Origin of the sequence: Streptomyces sp. NBC_01723 (genome assembly GCF_036246005.1) — a bacterium.
Taxonomy (GTDB): Bacteria; Actinomycetota; Actinomycetes; order Streptomycetales; family Streptomycetaceae; genus Streptomyces.
This window is the reverse complement of the sequence record NZ_CP109171.1, coordinates 5,130,010-5,156,951: the sequence shown is the minus strand read 5'-3', so window position 1 is coordinate 5,156,951 and position 26,942 is coordinate 5,130,010. Positions and strand designations below refer to the sequence as shown.

Here is a 26,942-nt window from a genome sequence, read left to right as displayed (position 1 = left end):
CCCCGCTGCCGCTACTGGAAGAACTCCGACCACGGCTGGTCCCAGACCTGCTTCACGCACAGGACCAGGAACAGCAGGCCCGCGATGGCCAGCATGCCGTTGCTCAGCCAGCCGTTGCGCCACTCTCGGGGAGTGCGTGAGGAGTTGAGCAGCCACAGGAGGGTCAGGGCGAGGAAGGGCATGAAGGCGGCGCCCAGGACGCCGTAGATGATGATCAGGCGGAAGGGCTCGTCCTGGAAGAGCAGGACGATGGGCGGGAAGGTGAGCCAGAGCAGGTACGCGCGGAACGCCCAGGAGCGTTCGCGGCGGCCCGAGGCCAGTTCGTCGCCGCGTGCCTCGCGCTCGCCCCGCAGGCGCGCCAGGAAGTCGGCGAACATCAGGCTCACGCCGTGCCAGACGCCGATCAGGGAGGTGAAGGAGGTGGCGAAGAAGCCGATCAGGAAGAGCTTGCCGGTGGCCGTGCCGTACTGCTCCTCCAGGATGTCGCCGAGCTGCATCAGGCCCTTGTCGCCGCTCGCGATCGCGATGTTCGCCGAGTGCAGCAGTTCCGCGCCGACGAAGAGCATGGCGATGACGAAGACGCCCGTCGTGGCGTACGCGACCCGGTTGTCCAGGCGCATGACCTTCATCCAGCCGGTGTTGGTCCAGCCCTTGGCGTTGACCCAGTAGCCGTACGCGGCCAGCGTGATGGTGCCGCCCACGCCGCCGATCAGGCCGAGAGTGTTGAGGATCGAGTCCTTCTCGTCCGGGAGGACCGGGAGGAGGCCGGCGAAGGCGTCGCCGAGGTTGGGGGTGACGCGGATCGCCAGGTAGACGGTCACGACGAACATGACGCCCACCAGGACCGTCATGACCTTCTCGAAGACGTTGTACTTGTTGAACCAGACGAACACCAGGCCCACCAGACCGCAGGCGATGCCCCACCATTCGAGGTCCATCACGTCCGGGAAGAGGGCCTGGAGCGGCAGCGCGCTGGACGACATCGCGGCCGCGCCGTAGACGAAACCCCAGATCACGGCGTATATCGCGAAGAACCACGTGGTCCAGCGGCCGAGGCTCGCCCAGCCCTCGAAGAGCGTGGTCCCGGTGGACAGGTGCCACCGGCCGCACGCCTCGGCCAGGGAGATCTTGACCAGGCAGCCGATGACCGCGGCCCACAGCAGCGTGTAGCCGAAGTTGCTGCCCGCGATCAGGGTGGCCACGAGGTCGCCGGCGCCGACCCCGGTCGCCGCGACGACGATGCCGGGGCCGATGTAGCGCCAACTGGACTTACGCGGGGCCGAGTCGGTCCCGCCCGCCACGCCCGTGTCTCTGGTGTTGCCCGTGAGGTCCGCCATGAGGGTCAAGAAAGCTCATGGCCGCCGGTCGGACAAGAGGGCGTGCGCGGATCTTCACCCGATGCGCTTACTCCTCGGCGTCCGCCGCGGGCTTCCCGCCGGACTTGGAGTCCGACTTGGCGTCCGACTCGGCGTCCGACTTGGCGTCCGGCTTGGCGAGAGGCGTCTTCGCGTCCGGCTCGGCGTCCGCCGTCGCCTCGGGCTCGGGGTCGGACTCGGAGTCGGGCTCGGAGTCGGGCTCGGAGTCGGGCTCGTCGTCCTCGAAGTACGCGTCCAGGACCTCGTCGAGGGCCGACTCCCACTCCGCGAACCGGCTCCGGGACGTCGCCTCGATCTCGATCGGGTACCAGCGGCGGTCCGGCGTGTGCACCGTGACGGTGAACCGCTTGCCGAAGCGGCCCGTCTCGGTCTCCACGGCGCCGACCTCGTCCCAGCGGAACTCGCAACTCTGGTCGTCGAGGGAGAGACGTACGCCCTTGTGGTCCGCGACGATCCGGGCGCGGCGGTCGGCGGCCTCGAAGACGGGGCCGTCCACGGGGGCCGCCTCCTCCTCGTCCGTTTCCGCGGACTCCTCGGCGGATTCCCGGGCGGGCGGCACGGCGTCCGCGACGCCGTCCGCCTCCACCCCGGTCCCCACATCCGCGTCCGCCTCGTCGCGTCTCACGTCCTCCGGCTCACCGGACACGGGCGCGGTGAGCCCGGGGATGAATGCCGGGTCGAATCCGGCGCCTTCCAGGGGCTGGCTGCTCGATCCTCTGCGCTGCTCCACAGCGGGCAGTATGGTCGACAAACCTGTGCCGGACACAGTCGGCCCCGACTTCGTTATCAGACGCCTACACGAACAGGCTCAGTACCGCCGCGACCGCGAAGCCCGCCAGCGACAGCACGCTCTCCAGGACGGTCCACGTCTTCAGGGTGTCCCGTTCGCTGATGCCGAAGTACTTGGCGACCATCCAGAAGCCGCCGTCGTTGACGTGCGAGGCGAAGATCGAGCCCGCCGAGATGGCCATGATGACCAGCGCGACGAACGCCTGCGAGTGGTCGCCCTCCGCCAGCAGCGGCGCCACGATGCCCGCCGTCGTGACGATGGCCACGGTCGCCGAGCCCTGCGCGACCCGCAGCACCAGGGAGATCAGGTACGCGAGGACGATCACCGGGAGGCCGACGTCGTTGAAGGTGTCGGAGAGGGCCTGGGCGACGCCGCTGCCCTTGAGGACGGCGCCGAACACCCCGCCCGCGCCGACGACCAGCAGGATGTTGCCGACCGGCTTCAGCGAGGCCGTCGACACGGTCTCCAGGGACTTGCGGGACCAGCCGCGCCGGATTCCGAGCAGGTAGTAGGCGAGGAGGAGCGCGATGGTCAGCGCCACGAACGGGTTGCCGAAGAACTCGACGACCGAGCGGAGCGTGGACGGGTCCAGGGCGATGGAGGAGAAGGTCGCGGCGAGGATCAGCACCAGCGGGGTGCCGATGATGCCGAGGACCGTGCCGAGCGCCACCGGGCTCTCGTGCGGCTCGACGCCGGACGCCCGCTGCTCCTCGATGACGGCCTGCTTGGCCTCGTCGGCGGCCTCGACCATGTCCTGCGGGACGGGCACGAAGATGCGGCGGCCGATCCAGGCGGAGAACACCCAGGCGGCGAGCACGGCGGGGATGCCGCAGACGATGCCCATGAGGATCACCCAGCCGAGGTCCACCTTCAGCAGCCCGGCGGCGGCGACCGGCCCGGGGTGGGGCGGCAGGAAGGCGTGGGTCATCGACAGGCCGGCCAGCAGCGGCAGGCAGTAGATCAGCACCGACTTGCCGGAGCGCTTGGCCGCGGCGTAGACGATCGGCGCGAGGACGAAGATGCCGACGTCGAAGAAGACCGGGATGCCGAAGATGAGACCGGTGAGGCCCATCGCGAGGGGGGCGCGCTTCTCGCCGAAGAGGCCCAGCAGGCGGGAGGCCAGCACCTGTGCGCCGCCGCTGACTTCGAGGATCGCGCCGAGCATGGTGCCCAGGCCGATGATGATGGCGACGTGTCCGAGGATGCCGCCCATGCCGGACTCGATGGTGGAGACCGCGTCGGACTTCTGGACGGTGCCGAAGAGTTCGGTGACCGAGAGGCCGGCGAGCAGGCCGACGGCTATGGAGACGGCGAGCAGCGCGACGAAGGGCTGCAGCCGCACCTTGATGATCAGGAAGAGCAGCAGCACGATACCGATCGCGGCGACGGTCAGCAGGCCCGCCGTGCCGTCGATCAGGGTGAGCAGACCGCCGGTGTGCGGTGGGGTCTCGGCGGCGGCGAGCTGGAGGGACGAGTGGGACATTCGGGGGTCCTCTGGCTAAACACATGGTGCTTTCGGGCAAGGCGGGGCGCGGCACGGCGCCCCCTGGGGACGGGGAGCGCCGTGCCGTGCGACAGGCGGTTCGGAACGCGGGCGGCCGGGGCCGGGCGGGGGTCAGCCCAGGACGGCGAGCGCGTCGATCTCGATGAGCAGGCCCGCGGGGAGGCCGACGTAGACCGTGGTGCGCGCGGCGGGCGGCTGGGTGAGGCCCTGCTCCGCGAAGTAGGCGTTGTAGATCTCGTTCATCTCCGCGAAGTGGTCCACGTCCGTGAGGTAGACGCGGATCATCATCACGTCGTCCCAGGAGGCGCCGCCCTCCTCCAGGATCGCCTTGACGTTGGCGAGGGTCTGGAGGGTCTGCTCGCGCAGGGTCGGGCCGGCCGGGGTGGGGGCCTTGCCCTCCTCGTGGGGGAGGAAGCCGACCTGGCCGGCGACCTGGAGGATGTTGCCCTTGCGGACACCGTGGGAGAACTTGGCCGGCGGCGTGGTGTGGGTGGCCGGGGTGAGGGCGATCTTGTCGGTCATGTGGTGACTTCCTTGACTGGGGTCCTGCCGGAGTACTCGCCGCTGATGGCGTCCGCCGTACGGCGCACCAGCGGGAGCAGGGTGAGGAGTTCGTCGGCGGTGACGACGACGTTCGGTGCGGAGACCGACATCGCGGCGACCACCCTGCCGTCGGCGCCCCGGATGGGTGCGGCGACGCAGTTGATGGACTCCTCGTGGCCACCGAGGTCGGTGGCCCAGCCCTGTTCGCGCACCTTGGCCAGCTCCTTGAGGAAGCCGTCGGCGTTGGGTGTGGAACGGGCCGTGTACATGGGGTAGTCGAGCTGCTCGACCGCGGCTCGGCGCTCGTTCTCGGGGAGGTCGGCGAGGAGCAGCTTGGCCACGGCGGCGACGGTGATGGCGACGGGCTTGCCGATCCGGGAGTACATGCGGACCGGGTAGCGGCTCTCCACCTTGTCGATGTAGAGGACCTCGCCCTCCTCGTGGACGGCGAGGTGGACGGTGTGTCCGACCTGCTCGTTGAGGCGTACGAGGTGGGGGTGGGCGATCTCCCGGACGTCGAGGTTCTCCATCGCCTCCTGGGCGAGGGAGATGAGCCGGGCGCCGAGGCGGTAGCGCTGGTCGGACTGGCGGTAGACGAAGCCGTGGTCGTGCAGGGTGCGCAGGAGGCGCAGCGCGGTGGACTTGTGCACGCCGAGGCGGTCGGCGACCCGGCCGAGGTCCGCGGGGCCCTCGGCGAGCAGCGGCAGGATGCTGAGCGCGCGGTCGACGGTCTGACTCATGGTGTACGTGCCTCCTCGTCGGCCCTCTCGCCGGCCTGGGTCCAGCCGGGGCCGAGTCGCAGTCTCCCCCACGCCGCGTCGTCGAGGGCGGCGAGGCGGTCGGCGTGGTCGCGGGCGGGGGGCGTGGCGAGGTCGCCGGGGACGGTGAGGGCGGCGGCGGCCATGAGGTGGCCGTGGCGCAGCCGCTCGCGCACGGGCAGTCCGCGCAGGGTGGCGGAGAGGAACCCGGCGGCGAAGGCGTCGCCCGCGCCGACCGCGGCGACGACGTCGACGGTGAGGGCGGGGACCGAGGTGGTCTCCGTGCCGTGGAAGGCGGTGGCGCCGGTCGCGCCCTGCTTGACGACGAGGAGGCCGGGCTCGGGCAGCGCGGCGCGCACGGCCTCGGGGCCGCCGAGCCCCCAGGCCTCGTCCTCGCCGACGAAGACGATGTCGGCGCCGCGGGCCAGTTCGAGCAGTACCTCGGGGGCCTCCCCGGACTCGCGCCACAGGCCCGGGCGGTGGTTGACGTCGAACGAGACGAGGGGGCCCCGGGCGCGGCCGGGGCGCCGGGCGGTGAGTTCGCGCATCAGGCCGAGGCAGTCGGCGGAGAGCGCGGGCGTGATGCCGGACACGTGCAGGACGCGGCCGGAGCGGAGGGCGTCGAGGTCCATGGTGTGCACGGACATCGCGGAGGCCGCCGAGCCCGCCCGGTAGTACGCGACCTCGTGGGCGTCGGTGGCGCGGTCGCCGGCGGTGCGGAAGTAGATGCCGGTCGGGCGGTCGGGGTCCCGGCGGACGAGGGAGACGTCCACGCCCCAGGCGCCGATGGCCTCGACGAGGTGGTCGCCGAAGCCGTCGGCGCCGACCCGGCCGACCCAGCGCGTGGTGTGCCCGGCGGCGGCGAGCACGCAGGCCACGTTGGACTCGGCGCCGCCGATGGCCCGGTCGAAGGAGGGGACGTCGGCGAGGCGCCCCGGCCGCGAGGGCAGGAAGGTGACCATGGACTCGCCGAGCGCGACGACGTCCACGACGTCGGGGGCGGTGCTGGTGGGTCCGGTGGCGGTCACGATGGTGGGGGCTCCCTTGCGGCTCTGTGGGTCTTCGGGGTCCGCGGGTCCGCGGCTCCCGCGGGTCTCTCGGGTCTCGGGGGATCCGTTGACCCCGCGTTGGCCGAGATGTTAGACACCAGTAAGCGACATACGCAATGACCGTTGCACACAATGCAACACTGCAAACTCATGGAGGCTCCATGGCCCTCGACACCGGCACCGATGCCCTCGCCCGTCTGGCCGAGGAGCACGTCGACCACCGCTTCAAGGGCCTCCCGCCGGACGCCGACGGCCTGACCGTCGCGGAGCTGGCCGGACAGCGCCGGAACCTCTTCACCGACGGCTTCGCCACCCCCGTGCTGGCCCTCTCCGCCGAGCGCCTGGAGCACAACCTCGCGCTGATGGAGACGTACGCGGCCCGGCACGGCCTCGCCTTCGCGCCGCACGGCAAGACCTCCATGGCCCCGCAGCTCTTCCACCGCCAGATCGAGCACGGCGCCTGGGGCATCACCCTGGCCGTGCCGCACCAGGTGCGGGTGGCGCGCGCCTTCGGCGTCGGGCGGATCTTCCTCGCCAACGAGCTGGTAGACGCCGCCGCCCTGCGCTGGATCGCCGCCGAGCTGGACGCCGACCCGGACTTCCGCTTCGTCTGCTACGTCGACTCCGTGCGCGGCGTCGAGCTGATGGACGCTGCGCTCACCGACGCGGGGGCCGGCCGACCGGTGGACGTCGTGGTCGAACTGGCCGCCGGTGACGGGGCCCGGACCGGGGCGCGCACCGAGGCGGACTGCGCGGCCGTCGCGGACGCGGTGGCCGGCACCCGGACCCTGCGGCTGGCCGGGGTCGCCGGGTACGAGGGCGAGGTGCCCGACGCCGACCCGGAGCGCGTGCACGCCTGGCTGCGGCGGCTGGTCGCGCTGGCGGCTGACTTCGACAAGGCCGGACGGTTCGGCGCGGGCGGCCTGGACGAGATCGTGCTGAGCGCGGGCGGCAGCGCCTGGTTCGACGCGGTGGCCGACGTGTTCGCCGAGGTCCCCGGTCTGTCCCTGCCCGTACTGAAGCTGCTGCGCTCGGGCGCCTACGTCTCCCACGACGACGGGCACTACCGGGAGGTGACCCCCTTCAACCGCGTCCCCGCCGAGGGCGCCCTGGAGCCCGCGTTCCGGCTGTGGAGCCAGGTGGTCTCCCGCCCCTCCTCCGAGCAGGCCTTCGCCAACGCGGGCAAGCGGGACGCGGCGTACGACCTCGACCTGCCGTTCGCCCAGGTGGTACGCCCCGCGGACGGCGGGCCCGAGCGCCCGGCCACGGGCATCACGGTCACCGGCCTGTCCGACCAGCACGCCTGGCTGCGCACCGCCCCGGAGGCGGAGCTGGCGGTCGGGGACTGGCTGGGCCTGGGTCTGTCCCACCCCTGCACGTCCTTCGACAAGTGGCAGCTCATCCCGGTCGCCGAGGCGGACGGGACGGTCGTCGAGTACATCCGCACGTTCTTCTGAAGGAGAGCACATGGAAGAGCTGGTCATCCGGGACGCGGAGGTCGTGGACGGCTCCGGAGCCGCCTCCTACCGCGCCGACGTCGTGGTCGACGGCGGCCGCATCGTCTCGATCGTCAAGGAGGCGGCGGCCGCGGGCTGCCAGCGCCCCGAGGCGCGCCGCGAACTGGACGCCGAGGGCCTGGTCCTCTCCCCCGGCTTCATCGACATGCACGCCCACAGCGACCTGGCGCTGCTGCGGGACCCCGACCACAGCGCCAAGGCCGCGCAGGGCGTCACCCTGGAGGTCATCGGCCAGGACGGGCTCTCGTACGCGCCGGTCGACGACCGCACCCTCGGCGAGGTGCGCCGCGCGATCGCCGGGTGGAACGGCCCAGGCGACGACATCGACTTCGACTGGCGGTCGGTCGGCGAGTACCTGGACCGGCTCGACCGGGGCATCGCCGTGAACGCGGCGTACCTGATCCCGCAGGGCACGGTCCGCGCCCTCGCGGTCGGCTGGGACGACCGGGACGCGACCGACGCCGAGCTGGAGCACATGCGGCGGCTGGTCGCCGAGGGCATGGAGCAGGGCGCGGTCGGCATGTCGTCCGGGCTGACGTACACGCCGGGCATGTACGCGAAGGACGCGGAGCTGACCGAGCTGTGCCGGGTGGTCGCCGGGTACGGCGGCTACTACTGCCCGCACCACCGCTCGTACGGCGCCGGGGCGCTCCAGGCGTACGAGGAGATGGTGGAGCTGACCCGGGAGGCGGACTGCCCGCTGCACCTGGCGCACGCCACCATGAACTTCGGCGTCAACAAGGGCAAGGCCCCCGAGCTGCTGACGCTGCTCGACGAGGCACTGGCCGCCGGGGCCGACATCACGCTCGACACGTACCCCTACACCCCCGGCTGCACCACCCTCGTGGCGATGCTGCCGAGCTGGGCGAGCGAGGGCGGCCCGGAGCAGATCATGAAGCGGCTGTCGGACGACGACACGGCCGAACGCATCCGGCACCACATGGAGGAGATCGGCGCCGACGGCTGCCACGGCGTGCCCATCGAGTGGGACAAGATCGAGATCTCCGGCACCGGCGACCCGGCGCTCGGGGAGTACGTCGGCCGCACGGTCATGGAGTCGGCCACCGTGCGCGGCGAGGCCCCGTGGACGGTCGCCAGGAACCTGCTGCTGGCCGACCGGCTGGCCCCGACCATCCTCCAGCACGTCGGCCACGAGGAGAACGTGCGCGCGATCATGCGGCACCGCGTCCACACCGGCGGCTCGGACGGCATCCTCCAGGGCACCAAGCCCCATCCGCGCGCCTACGGCACCTTCCCGCACTACCTCGGCCACTACGTGCGCGAACTGGGCGTGCTCTCCCTCGAGGAGTGCGTCGCCCACCTGACCTCGCGCCCGGCCGCCCGGCTGCGGCTGCCGGACCGGGGTCTGGTCCGCGAGGGGTACCGCGCGGACCTGGTGCTCTTCGACCCGGCGACGGTCGCGGCGGGCAGCACCTACGAGAACCCGCGCGTGCTGCCGACCGGCATCCCGTACGTGCTGGTCGACGGGCGGTTCGTGATGGCGGACGGGCGGCGTACGGACGTGCTGGCGGGGCGCTCGGTGCGGCGGCGTTCCCGGTGAGTGACCAAACCCGCCCATACCGAACGTCTCAAGTGGCGGATAACACGACCCATGGAACGTAACCGGGTCGTAAGCTCACGGACATGCAGGTGATCCAGTCGACCAAGCTCGCCAACGTCTGTTACGAGATCCGGGGCCCGGTGCTCGAGGAGGCGATGCGGCTGGAAGCGGCCGGGCACCGCATCCTGAAGCTGAACACGGGCAACCCGGCGGCCTTCGGTTTCGAGTGCCCGCCCGAGATCCTGGAGGACATCCTCCGCAACGTCTCGACGGCGCACGGCTACGGCGACGCCAAGGGTCTGCTGGCCGCCCGCCGCGCGGTCGTCATGCACAACCAGACCCTCGGCATCGAGACGGACGTCGAGCACGTCTTCATCGGCAACGGCGTCTCCGAGCTGATCGTGATGGCGATGCAGGGGCTGCTCGACGACGGCGACGAGGTCCTCGTCCCGGCGCCCGACTACCCCCTGTGGACGGCCGCCGTCTCGCTCTCCGGCGGCACGGCGGTCCACTACCGCTGCGACGAGCAGTCGGACTGGATGCCGGACCTCGCCGACGTGGAACGGAAGATCACCGACCGCACCAAGGCGCTCGTGATCATCAACCCGAACAACCCGACGGGCGCGGTCTACGACGAGGCGATGCTGCGCGGCCTGACCGACATCGCGCGCCGCCACAACCTGCTGATCTGCTCCGACGAGATCTACGACAAGATCCTGTACGACGAGGCCACGCACACCCCGACCGCCGCGATCGCCCCCGACCTGCTGACCCTCACCTTCAACGGCATGTCGAAGGCGTACCGGGTGGCCGGCTACCGGGTCGGCTGGATGTCCATCTCCGGTCCGCGCGCGCACGCCGAGTCCTACATCGAGGGCCTGACGGTGCTGGCGAACATGCGGCTGTGCGCCAACATGCCGGGGCAGCACGGCGTGGTCGCGGCGCTCAGCGGGCGGCAGACCATCAACGAGCTGGTACTGCCGGGCGGGCGGCTGCGGGAGCAGCGGGACGCCGCGCACGCGGCTCTGACCAGCATTCCGGGCGTGACCTGCGTGAAGCCGAAGGGCGCGCTGTACCTCTTCCCGCGGCTCGACCCCAAGGTCTTCAAGATCAAGGACGACCGGCGGATGGTCCTGGACCTGCTGCGGCAGGAGAAGATCATGGTCGTCCAGGGCACCGGCTTCAACTGGCCCGAGCCGGACCACTTCCGGGTGGTGACGCTGCCCACGGCCGGTGACCTGCGCGAGGCGGTGGACCGGATCGGGAACTTCCTGGAGGGCTACAGCCAGCCCTGAGTTCTCTCAACTTTAGATTGATTCCAATGTAGGATGGCTTCCTGGAGCAATCAGGAGGCCGTCCCATGTACGAAGCGATCCGCAGCAAGTCGGTCCACAGCACGGCGGCCGGCACCACCTCCGACTTCCCCCACCGGTCCCGGGAGGAAGAGCTGGACATCCAGCTCGCCGGCCATCTCGCGGCCCTGCTCGCCGTCACGGACGAGCTGCGCGCGCTGGCCCCCGACGCCGACCTGGACGCCGCGGCCGAGCGGCTCGCCGGGCAGGTGGCCCGGCTGCGCGGAGGCCGGGCGCCGGTCCGCGTGCCGGTGACCGCCGCCCACCCCGAGCCGCACCCGCCGGCCCTGCACCGCCGCGCGCACACGCTGGCGGGCCGTGCCCTGGTGGTGGCGGCCTCCCGCGCCGACACGGCGGCCGCGATCCTGACCGCCGAACGCATGGACGCGCATGGTGCTGCGCTGCTTGAGCAGGGGTTCGCCGCGGCATCGTGACACTGCGGGCAGTCGGGCGGCCCTCAGTGGTTCGTGGCTGCTCGCGCAGTTCGTTCCCACTGGCGCGGGCCGGGCCCCCGCACACCATTGTGCGGCGCCCGGCCCGCAACGGGGTGTCCGCCCGGCTCCGGGACATCGAGCTACAGGAGCGGGCAGAACCCCATCGCGGCCGGCTTTCGTGACGACTTCACTGGTCAGGGCTAGTCGAACCGGCCGCGAAGCAGAGAGGCTGAAGATCAGCCCAGGCGCTGCACCAGGGCCCGGTACTGGTCCCACAGCTCGGTGGGCGTGTGGTCGCCGAAGGTGTTGAGGTGCTCGGGCACGAGCGCCGCCTCCTCACGCCACACCTCCTTGTCGACGCTGAGCAGGAACTCCAGGTCGGCGTCGGGGAGGTCGAGGCCCTCGGTGTCGAGGGATCCCTTGGCCGGCAGCACGCCGATCGGCGTCTCGACGCCCTCCGCGCGGCCCTCCAGACGCTCCACGATCCACTTCAGGACGCGGCCGTTCTCACCGAAGCCGGGCCAGACGAACCGGCCCTCGTCGTCCTTGCGGAACCAGTTGACGTAGTAGATCTTCGGCAGCTTGGACTGGTCCTTGTCCTTGGCCACGTCGATCCAGTGCCCCATGTAGTCGCCCATGTTGTAGCCGCAGAACGGCAGCATGGCGAAGGGGTCGCGGCGCAGCTCGCCGACCTTGCCCTCGGCGGCGGCGGTCTTCTCGGAGGCCACGTTGGCGCCGAGGAAGACGCCGTGGTTCCAGTCGAAGGACTCGGTCACCAGCGGTACGGCGGTGGCGCGGCGCCCGCCGAAGAGGATCGCCGAGATCGGCACGCCCTTGGGGTCCTCCCACTCCGGCGCGATGATCGGGCACTGCGCGGCGGGGGTGGTGAAGCGGGCGTTGGGGTGCGCGGCCGGGCGGTATCCATTTGCTTCGCGGGCGGACTCGGGCGTCCAGTCGTTGCCCTTCCAGTCCGTCAGGTGGGCGGGCGTCTCCTCGGTCATGCCCTCCCACCACACGTCGCCGTCGTCGGTCAGGGCGACGTTGGTGAAGACGGAGTTGCCCCACAGGGTCTTCATCGCGTTGGCGTTGGTGTGCTCACCGGTGCCGGGCGCGACGCCGAAGAAGCCGGCCTCGGGGTTGATGGCGTACAGGCGGCCGTCCTCGCCGAAGCGCATCCAGGCGATGTCGTCGCCGATCGTCTCGACCGTCCAGCCGGAGATCGTGGGCTCCAGCATGGCGAGGTTGGTCTTGCCGCAGGCGGACGGGAAGGCGGCGGCGACGTACTTGGGCTCGCCGGTGGGCGGGGTCAGCTTCAGCACCAGCATGTGCTCGGCCAGCCAGCCCTCGTCGCGGGCCATGACGGAGGCGATGCGCAGGGCGTAGCACTTCTTGCCGAGCAGGGCGTTGCCGCCGTAACCGGAGCCGTAGGACCAGATCTCGCGGTCCTCGGGGAAGTGCGAGATGTACTTGGTGCTGTTGCAGGGCCAGGGCACGTCCTCCTGGCCCTCGGCCAGCGGGGCGCCAAGGGTGTGCACGGCCTTGACGAAGAAGCCCTCGTCGCCCAACTCCTCCAGGACCGGCTGCCCCATGCGGGTCATGGTGCGCATGGAGGCGGCGACGTACGCGGAGTCGGTGATCTCGACGCCGAGCGCGGAGAGCGGGGAGCCGAGGGGGCCCATGCAGAAGGGCACGACGTACATGGTGCGGCCGCGCATCGAGCCGCGGAACAGGCCCTGGTCGCCGCTGAAGATCTCCCGCATCTCGGCGGGGTCCTTCCAGTGGTTGGTCGGGCCGGCGTCCTCCTCCTTGGCGGAGCAGATGAAGGTCCGGTCCTCGACGCGCGCGACGTCGGAGGGGTCGGAGGCGGCGTAGTAGGAGTTCGGCCGCTTGATGGGGTCGAGTTTGCGGAAGGTGCCCTTCGCCACGAGCTCCCCGCACAGGCGCTCGTACTCGGCCTCGGATCCGTCACACCAGACCACGTCGTCCGGCTGGGTCAGTTCGGCGATCTCGTTCACCCACGAGATCAGCTCCTGGTGGTTGGTGGGGACGGGGGGAGCAGCGATGTCGCGCGCCACGATTGCTCCTAGGTGAGGGGTTTGTGGTTGGAGGCCCCGTGGGGGCTGCGACCCGGACGCGTGACGTTGACCTCTTGGGCGCTCATCCGGTGTCGACCGCACTCATTTGATCATCCGACGCGAGCGCCCATCTGTCCAGAGGGCGTCACACTTGAGCGGAGTGAGGATCGCCACGTGCATACGGCGGGGATGCGGGGCAGGAGGGCCCGTGAGACGATGACCACTCGCCGTTCGTCATACGTCCGTACTGATACGTAACTTACGGAACCGTAGGTACGATGCGCTCATGACTGCGTCTGTCCCCGACGAGCCCAGGGACACGCCGGCCGACGGCCGCGGCCCTGTGGCGATCTCCCTGCCACATCCGGTCAAGCCGAAGCTGCGCGGCTGGCTGCACCTGGCCATGTTCCCGGCCGTGCTGATCGCGGGCATCGTGCTCACCGCCCTCGCCGAGACGACCCAGGCCCGCGTCGCCTGCGGGATCTACGTCCTGACGGCCTGTCTGCTCTTCGGCGTCAGCGCGCTCTACCACCGGGGCGACTGGAGCCCGCGCATGGACGGCGTACTGCGCCGCCTGGACCACGCCAACATCTTCCTGATCATCGCGGGCACGTACACCCCGCTCACGATGCTGCTGCTGCCCGGCACCAAGGGCGAGTGGCTGCTCTGGGGCATCTGGGCCGCCGCGGCCGCGGGCATCCTCTTCCGCGTCTTCTGGGTCGGCGCCCCGCGCTGGCTCTACACCCCCTGCTACCTCGCCATGGGCTGGGCGGCCGTCTTCTACCTGCCCGAGTTCATGCGGGCCGGCGGCATCGCCGTCCTCGTCCTGGTGATCACGGGCGGCCTGCTCTACAGCGCCGGCGGCGTGATCTACGGCCTCAAACGCCCCAACCCGTCCCCCCGCTGGTTCGGCTTCCACGAGGTCTTCCACTCCTTCACCCTGGCCGCGTTCATCGCCCACTACGTGGGGATCTCGCTGGTCGCCTACTAGGCGGCCGGCGGCACGAGGAAGGTCACCGGGTGAACGGTTCCGAGATCCACGTCGAGTTCCCTCCCGAACTGCACCTGTTCGTACCGCGCGCCCGCCCCACCGGGGTCGCCCGCGCCACCGCCGACGGGGTCTCCACCCTCGGGCACGTCGTCGAGTCCCTCGGCGTCCCCCTGACCGAGGTCGGCGCCCTCCTCGTCGACGGCCGCGAGGTCCCGCCCGGACACGTCCCGGCGGGCGGCGAGTCGGTGCGCGTACGGGCCGTCGCGCACCCCCAGGAGGTACCCGGCGCTCCCCTGCGCTTCCTGCTCGACGTCCACCTCGGCACGCTCGCCCGCCGGCTGCGGCTGCTCGGCGTGGACACGGCGTACCAGTCGGCGGACCTCGGCGACCCGGCCCTCGCCTCGCTTTCGGCCGCCGAGCGGCGGGTCATGCTCAGCCGCGACCGGGGCCTGCTGCGCCGCCGCGAGCTGTGGGCCGGCGCCTACGTCTACAGCACCCGCCCCGAGGAACAGCTCCGTGAGGTCCTGGCCCGGTTCCGGCCCGAGCTGCGCCCGTGGACCCGGTGCACCGCGTGCAACGGCCCCTTGGCGCCGGCCACCAAGGCCGAGGTGGCCGACCAGCTCAAGGGCGGCACCGAGCGGTCGTACGACGTGTTCGCCCGGTGCGGCGACTGCGGCCGCGCGTACTGGAAGGGCGCCCACCACGACCAGCTGGAGGCGATCGTGGCACGGGCCCTCACGGAGGCCGGGCGGGGCGGGGCCTAGGCGGTTTCGCTGGGATCAGCCGGTAAGCGCCGCGAACAGCGCAACACCGTCGAGCGCCGCGTCAGCCGCCTGAAGACCGTGTCAGGTAGGTGTGGTTGTCCTCGATGAGGTCGTCCAGCGCGGCCCTGGCGGCAGCGAGGCCGTCGATGGCCTCGGACAGCCGGGCCCGCTCGCGGCCCATGATCTCCAGTGCCTGCCGCGCCCTGTCCTCGGTCGGCTCGGACATGCAGGGCGCCATCTCGGCGATGGTGCCGCTGGGCACGCCCGCTGCCAGGAACGCCTGTATGAGGCGCACCCGCTGCACGTGCTCGTCCTCGTAGTGGCGCTGTCCGGTGGGTGAGCGGGAGCTGACGAGCAGGCCCTGCTCCTCGTAGTAGCGCAGCGACCGGCGGCTGGCTCCCGTCCGGGCGGACAGTTCACCGATCCGCATGCCGAGCTCCTCCTGTGCCGATGGCGCACTTGCCCCTCACATTGATGTGAGCTTTTAGGTTAACCCCATGCTGAAGCTCATCTTCATGATCAACCGCGTCCAGGGAATGTCGTACGAGCGTTTCGTCGAACACCACCGGAACCGGCACGCGCCGCTGTTCACCTCCATCCCGGAGGCGGAGCGCTACGTGCGCAAGTACACCGTGTCCCACCCGGTCCCCGCCGGGAACTATCCGCCCCGGGCCTACGACGGCCTGACCGAGATCTGGTTCGAGAACTGGGAGGATCACGACGCCTTCTTCGCCTCCGAGAACTACCGGACGCTGGTCAACCCCGACGAAGCACGCTTCATCGACAGGGAGTCGGTGGCCGTGATGGTCACCGAGGAGAAGAAGGTCATTTGACGGACCGACTCCTACGGCCTGGGTCGGACACGGCCTAACGAGGGCGCCGGTCGCCGCGGCGCCCTCGCGGGAGGTAGACGAGCGCCTCCGTGCCGGCGAAACGCAGGACGAAGGTGACGACCAGGGCCAGGGCGGTGGCCGGCAGTACGGCGAGGCCGAACCGGCCGACCATCAGGGCGATCAGCGGGATGCGCAGCACCAGGTCGGCGTTGGCGATCAGGGCGAAGCGCAGGGTGCGGTCGGCCCAGTGCCGGTGCCGTCGCCGGTCGTGGAAGAGCAGCCGCTCCAGCAGCAGGAAGTTCCAGGCCACGCCGAACTGGTTGGCGACGATCTCGGCCGGCAGGTAGTGCAGCCCGGCCGACGTCAGCGCCCACAGGGCGGCCAGGTTCGGCACGAAGCCGCTCAGCCCGATCAGGCCGAACACGATCATGCGGGCCAGCGGCGCGGCGGTGCGCAGCCCGACCAGATGGCGCAGGAAGCGCAGCCCCTCCCGCGCGGTGGACTTGGACTCCCCGGCGAACCGCTCCTCGAAGACGAACGGCACCTCGGCGACCGTACCGGGGCGGTCGCGGACGGCCAGTTCCAGCAGGATCTTGTAGCCGAGCGGCTTGAGCGCGTCGGCGGTGACCTCGGCGCGGCGGATCGCGAAGAAGCCGCTCATCGGGTCGCTGATACCGCGCAGCCGGCGCGGGAAGAGCGCCTTGGTCAGCCAGGTCGCCGCCCGCGAGACCGCCACCCGGTAGCCGCCGGCCAGGCCCGCGCGGCTGCCGCCCTGCGTGTAGCGGGAGGCGACGACGAGCCCGGCCTTCGTCCGCTCGCCGGTGGCCACCAGTTCCGGCACGAGCGAGGGCGGGTGCTGGCAGTCGCCGTCCATGACGACGATCCAGTCCGCCCCGGCCGCCCGCATGCCCTCGACGACGGCGCCGCCCAGCCCGCCGACCGGCTCGTCCCGGTGCAGCACGGTGACCGGGAAGGGGCAGTCGGGCGCCGCCGCGCGGATCACGTCCGGGGTGTCGTCGGTGGAGTCGTCCACGAAGACGACCTCGCAGGGCAGCCGGGCCGGCACCGACTCGGCCGTCCGCCGCAGCAGCTGCCGTATGTTCCCCGACTCGTTGAAGGTCGGTACGACGATGGTGACGGCGGCCGGCTCGGGCGGCACCGCGGGCGGCTCCGAGGGACGTACGGCCGGACGGCCCAACGCGCCGGGAACGGTGGACTCGTGGCTCATCGGGCGGCTCCGGAGGGCTGGGTTCGGCGGATCTCGATGCGGTCCGCACCGATGCCGAAGACGGCGGCCGGAGCCGAAAGGTTCATGGCGGACGCGACGTCGGGCGGATCGGCCCGCCCCGCCGCGGGCCCGGACGCGTCCGCCTGCCACTCTTCGTCTACCCCCGCACGGGCCGCCTCAGCCGTTCAGCGCGGCCCGCAGCCGCTCCGGATCGGTCGTCGGCGCGTCACAGGTGAAGTTCCGGCAGACGTACGCGGCCGCCGCCCCGCCGACCAGCGGCCGATCGGCCAGCAGCGGGAACTCGTCGCTCCCCTCCGCGCCGAAGGCCACGACCGCTCCCGGCGCCGTCCCCAGCAGCGCCGTCCGGTGCAGTCCGCGCGCGGCGGTGTCGGCGGCGTCCGGTCCGACGACGGCGACCTCGCGCGGCCCGTCGAGCAGCGCCTCGGCGGCGGCCAGGCCCCAGCCGACGAAGCGCGGGACCCGCGGGCCGAGCGCCTTCACCACGCCGAGGGCGTGCTCGGCGGCGGTGCGGTGCGGCTCGGAACCGGTGTGGGCGGCGTAGGAGAGCAGGGCGTTCGCGGCGGCGCTCCAGCCCGACGGCGTCGCGTTGTCGGTGGGGTCCTGCGGGCGGCGGATCAGGTGCTCCGCGTCGGAGGCGGTGTCGTACAGGGAGCCCGTGGCGTCCGTGAAGCGGGTGAGGACGTGGTCGAGCAGGAACCCGGCGAAGTCCAGCCAGACGCCCTCACCGGTGACCGAGGCCAGCGCGAGGAAGCCCTCCGCCACGTCGGCGTAGTCCTCCAGCACCCCGGCGTTGGCACCGGCCCGGCCGTCCTTGCTGGTGCGGGTGAGCCTGACCTGCTCGTCGAGGTGCAGCCGGACCAGCAGGTCGGCGGCGGCCACGGCGGCCTCCACCAGGTCGGGGCGCTCGAAGTAGGCGCCGGTCTCGGCGAGCGCGGCGATCGCGAGGCCGTTCCAGGCGGCGACCACCTTGTCGTCCCGGCCGGGGGCGGCCCGGCCGTCCCGCGCGGCCAGCAGCCGCTCCCGCACCGAGGCGATCCGCGCGGCGTCGAAGACGCCCTCCTGCTGCGGCAGTTGCAGCACGGACGCGCCGTGCTCGAAGGTGCCCTCCTCGGTCACGCCGAAGTACTGGGCGGCGAGTTCGGCGTCCTCGGCACCGAGCACCTCGGTGAGCTGCGCGGGCGTCCACACGTAGTACGCGCCCTCGACGTGCCGGCCCGTGCCGTCGTCGCTGTCGGCGTCCAGCGCGGAGGCGAACCCGCCCTCCGCGGTGCGCAGTTCCCGCACCATGAAGTCGGCGGTCTCCAGGGCGACCCGGCGGGCGAGGTCCGAGCCGGTGGCGCGCCAGAGGTGGGCGTACACGCGGCACAGCAGCGCGTTGTCGTAGAGCATCTTCTCGAAGTGCGGCACGACCCACTCGCGGTCCACGGAGTAGCGGGCGAAGCCGCCGCCCAGCTGGTCGTAGATGCCGCCGCGGGCCATCCGCTCGCAGGTGTCCCGCGCCATCTGCAACGCGCCCTCGGCGCCGGTGCGGGCGTGGTGGCGCAGCAGGAACTCGACGGCCATGGACGGCGGGAACTTCGGCGCCCCGCCGAAGCCGCCGCGCTGCTCGTCGTACTCCCGGGTCAGCCCGAGCAGCGCCTGCCCGAGCTGCTCCTCGCCGGGCGCCTGCGCGTCGCCGTAGGAGATGTCCCGCCCGGCGAGGTCCCGCACGATCTTCCCGGCGACCTCGGTGACCTCGTCGCGCCGCTCCGCCCAGGCCTGGTGGACACCCTGGAGCACCTGGCGGAAGGACGGCATCCCGTGCCGGGGCTCGGGCGGGAAGTAGGTGCCGAAGTAGAAGGGCTCGGCGTCCGGCGTGAGGAAGACGGTCATGGGCCAGCCGCCCTGCCCGGTCGCCGCCTGCACGGCCTCCATGTAGACGGCGTCCACGTCGGGCCGCTCCTCGCGGTCGACCTTGACGCTCACGAAGTGCGAGTTGAGGTACGCGGCGGTGGCCTCGTCCTCGAAGGACTCGTGCGCCATCACGTGGCACCAGTGGCACGCGGAGTAGCCGACGCTCAGCAGCACCGGCACGTCCCGCCGTCTCGCCTCCGCCATCGCCTCCTCTCCCCATGGCCACCAGTCCACCGGGTTGTCGGCGTGCTGGAGCAGATAGGGCGACTGGGAATCAGCCAGGCGATTCATACCCGTCATCGTCGCATGATCGGGGAGTCTGGCCCAGGAGCGAGATCGACTTCCGGGGAAGGTCCCGTTCGGCCGTGGCGGCCAGGAGCGGGCCCACACGGCCCGGTCAGCGCGCGGACAGGGGTCGGGGGTGGGGGTCGAGGGTCAGGTAGAGGCCTCCCGCGGCGCGGTCGGCGGTGGTGGGCAGGTGCACCATGTCGCTGGTGCCGTGTCCGCCCAGTCCGTGCTGCGGGACCGCTGAAGCGTTGGGCGGCGTAGGAGTAGTCGCTTTGTCCCATCTCGGCCGGCTCCGGGAAACGATCCTGCCCACCCTGGACGGAGCGGAGTCGATGCTCCTGAGGGACGCGCGCACCCGCCTGGACACGGGTGGAAATGACGCCGACCGGCAGAGGCGGGCCTACCGGGAGCGACACAGGACCACTGACGTCGTGGACCATCTGATCGAGTCCGCCACCCATGCTCCGACCACGTGAGCTCCGGGTCTACTCGGCCCAGGCGCGCTCCAGCTGGGTGCGGAAGGGGGCGGGCTCTCGCCCGGTCAGTTCGGCCAGCGTCGAGTCGACGGCGGTGAACTCGCCGTCGCGCGCCGCGGCGAAGATGCTCAGCATCAGGTCGGCGATCGGGGCCGGGGCGCCGTGCGCCAGGACCTGCTCACGGAAGGCGTCGTCGGGGACGACCGAGCGGGTGAAGGGCCTCCCGGTGGCCTGGGACGCGATCTCGGCGACGGTGTCGAAGTCGAGCGCCGCCGGGCCGGTGAGCGGCGGGGTGGGACCCTCGAAGCGACCCTCTTCGAGGAGGATCGCCGCAGTGGCTTCGGCGAGGTCGTCGTGGCCGGTCCACGTGACGGGGCCGTCGGCGGGGAGGGCGATGTCGCCGGTGTGGCGGGCGGATTCCAGGAACTGCAGGGCGCTGGCCGCGTAGAAGCCGTTGCGCAGTGCGGTCCAGGGCAGACCGGTGGCGCGGAGCAGGTCCTCGGTCCGGGCGTGGTCGCGGCAGGCCTGGAAGCGGGAGTCGTGGGCGGCGCCCATCTGGCTGGTGTAGAGGATGCGGCCGACGCCGGCCTTCACAGCGGCGTCGATGGCGGTGCGATGGCCGCTGACGCACTCCTCGCCGATGCGGTCGAGGGAGACGAGGAGCAGCTGCTCGGCCCCCTCGAAGGCATGCACCAGCGAGGCGGGGTCGTCGAAGCTCCCCTGCCGGACACGGACGCCGCGCTCGGCGAGGTCCTGGGCCTTGCGGGGATCGCGGACGCTGACGCCGACGCGCTCGGCGGGGACGCGCTCCAGCAGGCGCGCGACGGTGCGGCGGCCGAGCTTTCCGGTGGCTCCGGTCACGATGATCATGAGGTTCTCCCGACCCGTGTTTCCAGTGGAATCACTACGATGGTAACACTGGAAATTCCGATGGAATCAGATCATCGGTACCATCGATTCATGGTTACGCGTGACTCAGCCGACAGCCCTCGTCGCCGCATCGTCGAGGCGGCCGTCGAGCTGCTGGAGAACGGCGGACCCGACGCGGTGAGCACCCGCGCGGTCGCCGCCGCGGCCGGAATGCAGCCGCCGGCGATCTACCGCCTCTTCGGCGACAAGGACGGGCTCCTCGAGGCCGTCGCCGAGCACGGCTACGCGCAGTTCCTGGAGAAAAAGCGCGCACAGCTCGACCCCGCCCCGCAGGACCCGGTGGAGGAGCTGCGCCGCGGCTGGGACATGGTGGTCGAGTTCGGGGTCTCCCGCCCCGAGTTGTTCGCGGTGATGAACCGGGCCGTGGGCCGGGGATCGGACGCGGCGCACCGCGCGGGCCTGGAGATCCTCCACGGGCGGGTGCGCCGGCTGGCGGCCGGGGGGTGGCTGCGGGTCGACGAGGAACTGGCCGCCCAGATCATCCAGGCAACCGGCCAGGGCGCGGTCACCACCTGGCACTCCACCCCCGCGGACCGCCGCAACCCGGCGCTGTTGACCGTCCTGCGCGAGTCCATGGTCGCGGCCGTCACGCGCGCCGAACCGGCGGTCCCCGCCGCGGAGTCCGGCTCCGCCGCGGCTGCCCGCGCGCTGCGTGCCGCCCTCCCCGACGACGCGGACGTCCTGAGCGACGCCGAGCAGCGCCTGCTGCGCGAGTGGCTCACGCGCCTGGCGGCGGACGGTGGCGCTCCGCACGCCTGATCACACGTCAGGAGCACTTGTTACGCCCAGACTCTGAGCGGAGACGCTCAGCCGTTCACACCAAGGGCTTGTCGACGAGGACCCTGAACTCGCTGTCACCCCAACGCAGCACACTTGACCCACGCACAACCGGGGAAGGACCCGGGGATGGGGCCGGGAGGGTCCCTGGGGATCCTGGGCCACCGGGGCACCCGGGAGGGCGCGGATGCCGCCGGAGGGGGCGCGACATGCGGGACAGTCATCGTGCAGAGGCCGAGGGGCTGCTGAGGCGGGCCGTGGAGGAGGAGGTACGGCGGTCGGGCGGACGCACGGACGGGAACGTACTGCTCTCCCGGGCCCGCGCGGCACTGGACTCGATGGCGGGCACGTCCGCCGAGGAGTACGACGCCTACACCCACGCCCTCGACGAGGCGGCGGCCGGGCAGCTCACGTTCCGGCAGCGGTACGCCCGTGAGGGCGCCGGCACCCCCCTGCTGGTCGCCGCCGTCGCGGCGGTCGCCGCGGTGGTGGCCGACGTGGCGCTCGGCACCGGCACCGGCACCGCGGTGGGCGCGGGCGTGGCCGTCGGCGTCGTCGGCGCCGCGGCCACCGTGCTGAAGGTGGTCGGGTCCCACCTGCCGGCCGCCCACCACCGTGCCGGTGCCGTCAGCCAGCCCGGCGGGCCCGAGCAGTTGCGGCTGCAGTGGCTCACCGCCCTGGAGGTGCGCGGCATCCGGCCCTTCCTGGACCAGCAGCGGATGCTCGCCGCGTCCACCGCTCCGGCCAAGACCGGCCCGAAACTGCGGGGCGCCGACAAGAGCGCGGCGGCCCGGGGGCGCAGCGCGCTGGAGCAGTCGTTCGGTCAACTGCCCGAGCCGGACGAGGCGTTCGCCGGCCGTCGGCAGGAGATGGCCCAGCTGCGGCAGTGGGTGCAGGCGGCCCGCGCGAGCACCGAGACGAAGCCGACGGTGGTGGTGCTGCACGGGGCGCCCGGCAGCGGCCGTACGACGCTCGCGGTGCGCGCCGTCCACGACCTGCGCGACTACTTCCGCGGGGCCTGCCTGGTCGACCTGCGCGGCGACGGCACCGCGTCGGGGGGCGAGGCACCGCTCAACACCCGGGACGCCCTGCTGCATCTGCTCAACCGGCTCGGGGCGCCGCGCGAACAGCTGCTCTTCCGCGAGCGTTCCTCCGCGGACCAGCAGGTCAAGCGGCTGAGCGAGTTGTACCACCAGCATCTGACGGGCGTACCGGTCACCGTGGTCCTGGACGACGCCGCGGACCCCGAGCAGGTGCGCACCCTGGTGCCGGAGCGGTCCGACAGCCTGGTGCTGGTCACCTCGCGAAGGCCGCTGGCGCTGCCGCCCGACCTGGCCGCGCACGTGTACGCGCTGCCGGTCGAGGCACTGGACGCGGCGGGCTCCGAGGAACTGCTGGGCGCCGCCGCACAGGACGCCTCGGGGCCGTACGACGCCGACTCCAGCGACCGGATCCGGGAGCTGTGCGGCGGGCTGCCGCTGGCGCTGCGGGTCGCCGGGTCGTCGCTCGGCCCGCGCTCGCCGCGCGCCCTGGCGGCCGACCTGGGCGCGTACGGGCCGGTGGAGCCGGTCGAGCGCGCGCTGTGGCTGCGCTACACCGACCAGCCGGAGCCGGCCCGGCGGCTGCTGCGCCGGCTGGCGCTGGCGGGCCGCACATCGATGGGGGCCGCGGCCGCCGCCGCGCTGCTGGCCACGGACGAGACCGAGGCGACCAAGCAGCTGACGGCGCTGTCCCGGGCGGGCCTGCTCGACCACGTCCGGGGCAGCCGCTACCGGCTGCACGACGTCGTCCGCGCCTTCGCCCGCGCCCGGCTCGCCGACGAGGAGGAGCCCGGCGAGCGGACGGCGGCACAGGAACGGCTGATCGCCAACTACGGCGAGCTGGCGGACTCGGTGCTGCGCCTGGTCGACGGCAACATGTCGACCCGCTCGAACCAGTTCGGGCAGTACGGCTTCACGTCCCTGGACGAGGCGCTGCGCTGGCTCGACGACGAGTCCAGCTTCATCACGGCGGCGCTCAGACACGCGGAGGGCGTCGACCAGGGCGCGGTGCTGAACCTGCTGGGCGCGCTGTGCGACTACTGCCTGCTGCGCGGCGACCTCTACCGGCTGGGTGAGATCAGCGAGCTGGCGCAGTCCGTGGACCAGGGGCTGCTGGTGCGCTCGGTGCAGTGGCGCACCGGCATCGCGGCCCGGCAGCTCGGCGAGCTGGACAAGGCGCGCACCACGCTGGCCTCCGTGGTCGACCTGTACCGGGAGGCGCATCACGACGCGGGCGCGGCCCGTGCCCTGTGCTCGCTGGGCATCACGCTGCACCACCAGGGCAACCTGACCGACGCGGCGGCGAAGCTGCGGGAGGCGCTCGACCTCCAGGCCTCGCCCGAGCTGGACACGGACCGGGCGTGGACGCTGCACGCGCTGGCGGCGGTGCAGCGCGACCGGGCCCGGCTGGCGGAGGCCCTGGACCTGCTCACCGAGTCACTGGTACTGCACCGGGCGGGCGAGTCGCTGCACGGCCAGGCGTGGGCCCACTTCCAGCTCGGGCAGCTGCACCTGCGCATGGGCGACGTACCGCGCGCGGAGTCGGACCTGCGTGCGGCCCTTGAGCTGTACGGCCGGACCCAGGACGCCCGCGGCGAGGCGTGGGCGCTGACCCAGCTGGCGCGGGCCCGGCTGGTGGACGGGGAGGCCTCCGAGGCGCTCGACGAGCTGCGGCGCGCCGCGGCCCGGCACCGGGACAACGAGGACGCCCGCGGCGAGGCGTGGACGGTCTACTACGTGGGCCAGGCGCTGGAGGAGACGGGCGACCTGGACCAGTCGGTGCGCGAGCTGGAACGCTCGCGCACCATGTTCTCCCGGATGCGGGACGTGTACGGCCTGGCCTGCGCCCGGCACCACTCGGCGCGGGTCACCCGCGACCAGCGGGCCGCGCAGACCGGCTCGCTGCGCAACTCCGGCTTCGCCCGGCAGCTCCTGGTGGACGCGCGCGCCGACTTCCAGCGCATCGGCGTCGGCCACGGCGAGGCGTGGACCTGCCTTGAGCTGGCGGTGGTGGACGCGGGCAACGCCCGTACGCCGCAGGCACTGGGCCTGTGCGACGAGGCCGCCGCCCTGTTCGCCGCGTACGGCGACCGGCGCGGCGAGGACTGGGCCCGATTCCTGCGCTGCACGCTGCTGCCGTACGCGGCCCCGGGCGGAGTGGAGGTCGGCACGGCGGTGGCGCAGGAGGAGCTGGCCCAGCTGTCCCGGGCCGGACACCCGGCGCGGGACACGAAGCTCGACGAGTACGTCGACGCGTACCAGCTGCTCCTGGAACGCGGCGTCCAGCTGGAGTCCGGCTGGCAGGCCTGGCGCCTGGGCATGGTCCCGAACCGCCAGGCCCGGGAGGTCATGGGGGTGGCGGTGACGGCCCGCTCGTGACCGGGGGTGCCGCCCCCCGGCCGTCGCTAGCCCTGCCTGGGCTTCGCCTGCTCGCCGCGGTCGGCCCCGGTCTCGGGGTCCGGGGCCTCCTTGAAGTCGACCTTGCCCATGTGGCGGGTCATGGACTTCATCAGGGCCCACACCGCCAGGGCCATCACCGCGAAGACGATGAAGCCGAGGACGCCGGGGGTGACCTTGTCCTCGTCGAGTTCGGCGAGGGTGACGAGGTGCGTCATTGCCAGGCTTGCGCTTGCACTCATGTCAGGCATTGTCCCGGACGCCCGCGAAGAGGTCGTCCTCGGGGAGGGAAGTATCGACGAGGGACTTCGCCAGCTCGTACTCCTCCGTGGGCCAGACCTCCCTCTGGAGCTCCATCGGCACCCGGAACCAGCCCCCGTCGGGGTCGATCTGCGTGGCGTGGGCGATCAGCGCCTTGTCACGGATCTCGAAGAAGTCCGCGCAGGGCACGTGCGTGGTGAGCGTGCGCTCCTTGCGCTCGAACTCCGACCACCGCTTGAGCCAGTCCCCGTAGGGCGACTCGAGACCGCGGTCCAGCATCGCGTGGTGCAGCGCCTCGGTGCGGGGGCGGTTGAAGCCCTGGTTGTAGTACACCTTCACCGGCTGGTACGCCGTGCCGTACTCGGCCTCCGGGTACTTCTCGGTGTCGGCCGCGCCCTCGAACGCCACCATCGTGATCTTGTGGGTCATGATGTGGTCGGGGTGCGGGTACCCGCCGTTCTCGTCGTAGGTGGTGATCACCTGCGGCCGGAAGGAGCGGATCTTCCGCACCAGCTCACCGGCCGCCTTGTCGACGTCCTCCAGGGCGAAGCAGCCGTCCGGCAGCGGCGGCAGCGGGTCGCCCTCGGGCAGGCCGGAGTCGACGAAGCCGAGCCACTCCTGCTTGACGCCCAGGATCTCCCGGGCCTCGTCCATCTCCTTCCTGCGCACCTCGTGGATGTTCTCCTCGATGTACGGGTCACCCTGGAGCTTGGGGTTGAGGATGGAGCCGCGTTCCCCGCCCGTGCAGGTCACCACCAGCACGTCCACCCCCTCGGACACGTACTTCGCCATGGTGGCCGCGCCCTTGCTCGACTCGTCGTCGGGGTGGGCATGGACGGCCATCAGTCGCAGCTGGTCAGTCAAGACTCAATCCTCGGGTCAGTCGGCGCCCGTGTGCATCGGCGCAATCGGAGGCTTCTATAGTGACCGAATCGGGAGCCGAATAATTCCGGGGCCCGGGAAGACCGGCTCCTGCCGAGAGGACGATCATGAGCACGGCCACGACGCGCAGGCCCGAGGGCCGCTACGGCCGTTCCTCGGACGAACAGGCCGACCGCACGCTCAAGGTCGTCGGCGCCGTGCTCGGTGCCGTCCTGCTCGCCGTGATCGGCTGGTTCGGCTACCACTATGTCGGTCAGAACAAGATCAGTGGCGAGCTGATCGGCTTCGAGCTCGCCGAGGACTCGGTGCAGGTGCACCTGGAGGTCCGCAAGGATGCCGGTGTCACCGGCTACTGCACGGTGCGCTCCCAGGCGGAGGACGGCGACGAGGTCGGCCGCGCCGACTTCCGCTTCGACGGAGACGGCACGCGCATCGACAAGGTCGTCACGCTGCGGACGAAGGCCGCGGGCACGACGGCCGAGCTGCTCGGCTGCCACCCGGAGTGACCTGACGGCGAACGTCAGCGCGAATCCATGGGCTCCCACCTGCGATGACAGGAATCTGGCGGCTTATGTCCTCCCCCTTTGGCCACTGAATTGTTAGGCTCGTGGTTTCGCCCTTCCGTGAAGGAACATCCTTCTGGGTAGGGCGTTGATTTGTATTCCCAGTACCAACGAGGAGCACCCGTGACCCAGACCAGCGAGAACGTCACCTGGCTGACCCAGGAGGCGTACAACAAGCTCAAGGAGGAGCTTGAATACCTTACTGGTCCCGCGCGCACCGAGATCTCTGCCAAGATCGCCGCGGCCCGTGAGGAGGGTGACCTCCGTGAGAACGGCGGGTACCACGCGGCGAAGGAGGAGCAGGGCAAGCAGGAGCTCCGCGTGCGCCAGCTGACCCAGCTGCTCGAAAGCGCCAAGGTTGGCGAGGCCCCGGCCGCGAACGGCGCGGTGGCCCCCGGCATGGTCGTCACGATCGCGTTCGACGGCGACGAGGACGACACCCTGACCTTCCTGCTCGCCTCGCGCGAGTACGCGAGCTCGGACATCGAGACCTACTCGCCGCAGTCCCCGCTGGGCTCGGGCGTCATCGGCCACAAGGTCGGCGAGGACGCGCAGTACGAGCTGCCCAACGGCAAGCCGGCCTCCGTGAAGATCCTCAAGGCCGAGCCGTACGACGGCTGATCCGTCCGGCGGAGCCTG

At 71.8% G+C, this 26,942-nt stretch carries 25 protein-coding genes; 12 read left to right on the top strand and 13 right to left on the bottom strand.

The window, feature by feature from the left end; all coding sequences use genetic code 11:
* Window positions 1-11: 11 nt before the first annotated feature.
* The 6 genes from OIE75_RS24050 to OIE75_RS24025 all read right to left on the bottom strand — a co-directional run bounded on the left by OIE75_RS24050 (window position 12) and on the right by OIE75_RS24025 (window position 5,999).
* Entirely contained in the window at window positions 12-1,337 is a 1,326-nt protein-coding gene (locus tag OIE75_RS24050) for an Nramp family divalent metal transporter (protein ID WP_307014866.1), read from the bottom strand.
* A gap of 67 nt (window positions 1,338-1,404) precedes the next feature.
* A complete protein-coding gene (locus OIE75_RS24045; RefSeq protein WP_329472099.1) occupies window positions 1,405-2,106 on the bottom strand; it encodes a hypothetical protein in 702 nt (233 codons plus the stop codon).
* A gap of 64 nt (window positions 2,107-2,170) precedes the next feature.
* The gene (locus OIE75_RS24040) at window positions 2,171-3,649 is read right to left on the bottom strand and encodes a GntP family permease (RefSeq protein ID WP_307014863.1); all 1,479 of its coding nucleotides are present in this window, start codon (window positions 3,647-3,649) and stop codon (window positions 2,171-2,173) included.
* 132 nt (window positions 3,650-3,781) lie between these two features.
* Window positions 3,782-4,192 (bottom strand): RidA family protein, encoded by a 411-nt coding sequence (locus tag OIE75_RS24035; RefSeq protein ID WP_114532128.1) that lies wholly within the window; start codon window positions 4,190-4,192, stop codon window positions 3,782-3,784.
* Entirely contained in the window at window positions 4,189-4,953 is a 765-nt protein-coding gene (locus OIE75_RS24030; protein WP_307014861.1) for an IclR family transcriptional regulator, read from the bottom strand. The genes OIE75_RS24035 and OIE75_RS24030 overlap by 4 nt, the downstream gene beginning before the upstream one ends.
* Window positions 4,950-5,999: a sugar kinase gene (locus OIE75_RS24025; protein WP_329472098.1), complete on the bottom strand. Its 1,050-nt coding sequence runs from the start codon at window positions 5,997-5,999 to the stop codon at window positions 4,950-4,952. The genes OIE75_RS24030 and OIE75_RS24025 overlap by 4 nt, the downstream gene beginning before the upstream one ends.
* 182 nt (window positions 6,000-6,181) lie before the next feature.
* Here OIE75_RS24025 and OIE75_RS24020 point away from each other — a divergent pair, with 182 nt between their 5' ends.
* The 4 genes from OIE75_RS24020 (at window position 6,182) to OIE75_RS24005 (ending at window position 10,884) form a co-directional block, all read left to right on the top strand.
* On the top strand, window positions 6,182-7,477 hold the full coding sequence (locus OIE75_RS24020; protein WP_329472097.1) for an amino acid deaminase: 1,296 nt from the start codon (window positions 6,182-6,184) through the stop codon (window positions 7,475-7,477).
* A gap of 10 nt (window positions 7,478-7,487) precedes the next feature.
* Window positions 7,488-9,098, top strand: coding sequence for an N-acyl-D-amino-acid deacylase family protein (locus tag OIE75_RS24015; RefSeq protein WP_329472096.1), 1,611 nt, complete (start codon window positions 7,488-7,490; stop codon window positions 9,096-9,098).
* 83 nt (window positions 9,099-9,181) lie between these two features.
* Window positions 9,182-10,393: a pyridoxal phosphate-dependent aminotransferase gene (locus tag OIE75_RS24010; RefSeq protein WP_122615972.1), complete on the top strand. Its 1,212-nt coding sequence runs from the start codon at window positions 9,182-9,184 to the stop codon at window positions 10,391-10,393.
* A gap of 65 nt (window positions 10,394-10,458) precedes the next feature.
* The gene (locus tag OIE75_RS24005) at window positions 10,459-10,884 is read left to right on the top strand and encodes an SCO4983 family protein (protein WP_329472095.1); all 426 of its coding nucleotides are present in this window, start codon (window positions 10,459-10,461) and stop codon (window positions 10,882-10,884) included.
* 236 nt (window positions 10,885-11,120) lie between these two features.
* Here OIE75_RS24005 and OIE75_RS24000 read toward each other — a convergent pair whose 3' ends face one another.
* Window positions 11,121-12,959 carry a phosphoenolpyruvate carboxykinase (GTP) gene (locus OIE75_RS24000; RefSeq protein ID WP_307014855.1) on the bottom strand — a complete coding sequence of 613 codons (1,839 nt, stop codon included), beginning with the start codon at window positions 12,957-12,959 and terminating at the stop codon, window positions 11,121-11,123.
* Window positions 12,960-13,245: 286 nt separating this feature from the next.
* Between OIE75_RS24000 and trhA the strand changes: the two genes are divergently transcribed.
* Complete coding sequence (trhA, locus tag OIE75_RS23995; RefSeq protein ID WP_307014854.1) at window positions 13,246-13,950, top strand: PAQR family membrane homeostasis protein TrhA; 705 nt, start codon at window positions 13,246-13,248, stop codon at window positions 13,948-13,950.
* Between the two features lie 29 nt (window positions 13,951-13,979).
* Window positions 13,980-14,714, top strand: a complete 735-nt coding sequence (locus OIE75_RS23990) for a Mut7-C RNAse domain-containing protein (RefSeq protein ID WP_329472094.1) — start codon at window positions 13,980-13,982, stop codon at window positions 14,712-14,714.
* Window positions 14,715-14,775: 61 nt separating this feature from the next.
* On the opposite strand, the gene OIE75_RS23985 is transcribed toward OIE75_RS23990, so the two are convergent.
* Window positions 14,776-15,144, bottom strand: coding sequence for a MerR family transcriptional regulator (locus OIE75_RS23985; protein WP_329472093.1), 369 nt, complete (start codon window positions 15,142-15,144; stop codon window positions 14,776-14,778).
* A 67-nt stretch (window positions 15,145-15,211) separates the two neighbouring features.
* Between OIE75_RS23985 and OIE75_RS23980 the strand changes: the two genes are divergently transcribed.
* Window positions 15,212-15,547, top strand: coding sequence for an EthD domain-containing protein (locus tag OIE75_RS23980; RefSeq protein WP_329472092.1), 336 nt, complete (start codon window positions 15,212-15,214; stop codon window positions 15,545-15,547).
* A 34-nt stretch (window positions 15,548-15,581) separates the two neighbouring features.
* Here the strand turns inward: OIE75_RS23980 and OIE75_RS23975 are convergent, their stop codons facing one another.
* Together OIE75_RS23975 and OIE75_RS23970 are read right to left on the bottom strand one after the other, a co-directional pair.
* Window positions 15,582-16,775, bottom strand: coding sequence for a glycosyltransferase family 2 protein (locus OIE75_RS23975; protein ID WP_329472091.1), 1,194 nt, complete (start codon window positions 16,773-16,775; stop codon window positions 15,582-15,584).
* Between the two features lie 177 nt (window positions 16,776-16,952).
* The gene (locus OIE75_RS23970) at window positions 16,953-18,980 is read right to left on the bottom strand and encodes a thioredoxin domain-containing protein (RefSeq protein ID WP_307018113.1); all 2,028 of its coding nucleotides are present in this window, start codon (window positions 18,978-18,980) and stop codon (window positions 16,953-16,955) included.
* Between the two features lie 269 nt (window positions 18,981-19,249).
* Here OIE75_RS23970 and OIE75_RS23965 point away from each other — a divergent pair, with 269 nt between their 5' ends.
* Window positions 19,250-19,453: a hypothetical protein gene (locus tag OIE75_RS23965; protein ID WP_329472090.1), complete on the top strand. Its 204-nt coding sequence runs from the start codon at window positions 19,250-19,252 to the stop codon at window positions 19,451-19,453.
* Between the two features lie 9 nt (window positions 19,454-19,462).
* Here OIE75_RS23965 and OIE75_RS23960 read toward each other — a convergent pair whose 3' ends face one another.
* The gene (locus OIE75_RS23960) at window positions 19,463-20,323 is read right to left on the bottom strand and encodes an SDR family oxidoreductase (protein WP_329472089.1); all 861 of its coding nucleotides are present in this window, start codon (window positions 20,321-20,323) and stop codon (window positions 19,463-19,465) included.
* 90 nt (window positions 20,324-20,413) lie between these two features.
* Between OIE75_RS23960 and OIE75_RS23955 the strand changes: the two genes are divergently transcribed.
* Window positions 20,414-21,142 (top strand): TetR/AcrR family transcriptional regulator, encoded by a 729-nt coding sequence (locus tag OIE75_RS23955; RefSeq protein ID WP_307014846.1) that lies wholly within the window; start codon window positions 20,414-20,416, stop codon window positions 21,140-21,142.
* Between the two features lie 227 nt (window positions 21,143-21,369).
* Window positions 21,370-24,579 (top strand): tetratricopeptide repeat protein, encoded by a 3,210-nt coding sequence (locus tag OIE75_RS23950; protein ID WP_329472088.1) that lies wholly within the window; start codon window positions 21,370-21,372, stop codon window positions 24,577-24,579.
* A gap of 26 nt (window positions 24,580-24,605) precedes the next feature.
* Here OIE75_RS23950 and OIE75_RS23945 read toward each other — a convergent pair whose 3' ends face one another.
* Window positions 24,606-24,848, bottom strand: a complete 243-nt coding sequence (locus OIE75_RS23945; RefSeq protein ID WP_307014843.1) for a hypothetical protein — start codon at window positions 24,846-24,848, stop codon at window positions 24,606-24,608.
* A complete protein-coding gene (gene mca, locus OIE75_RS23940; protein WP_307018111.1) occupies window positions 24,841-25,701 on the bottom strand; it encodes a mycothiol conjugate amidase Mca in 861 nt (286 codons plus the stop codon). The genes OIE75_RS23945 and mca overlap by 8 nt, the downstream gene beginning before the upstream one ends.
* Before the next feature lie 146 nt (window positions 25,702-25,847).
* On the opposite strand from mca, the gene OIE75_RS23935 reads away from it, so the two are divergent.
* Window positions 25,848-26,246, top strand: coding sequence for a DUF4307 domain-containing protein (locus tag OIE75_RS23935; RefSeq protein WP_122615958.1), 399 nt, complete (start codon window positions 25,848-25,850; stop codon window positions 26,244-26,246).
* A gap of 180 nt (window positions 26,247-26,426) precedes the next feature.
* A complete protein-coding gene (gene greA, locus OIE75_RS23930) occupies window positions 26,427-26,924 on the top strand; it encodes a transcription elongation factor GreA (protein WP_125492249.1) in 498 nt (165 codons plus the stop codon).
* Window positions 26,925-26,942 lie beyond the last annotated feature (18 nt).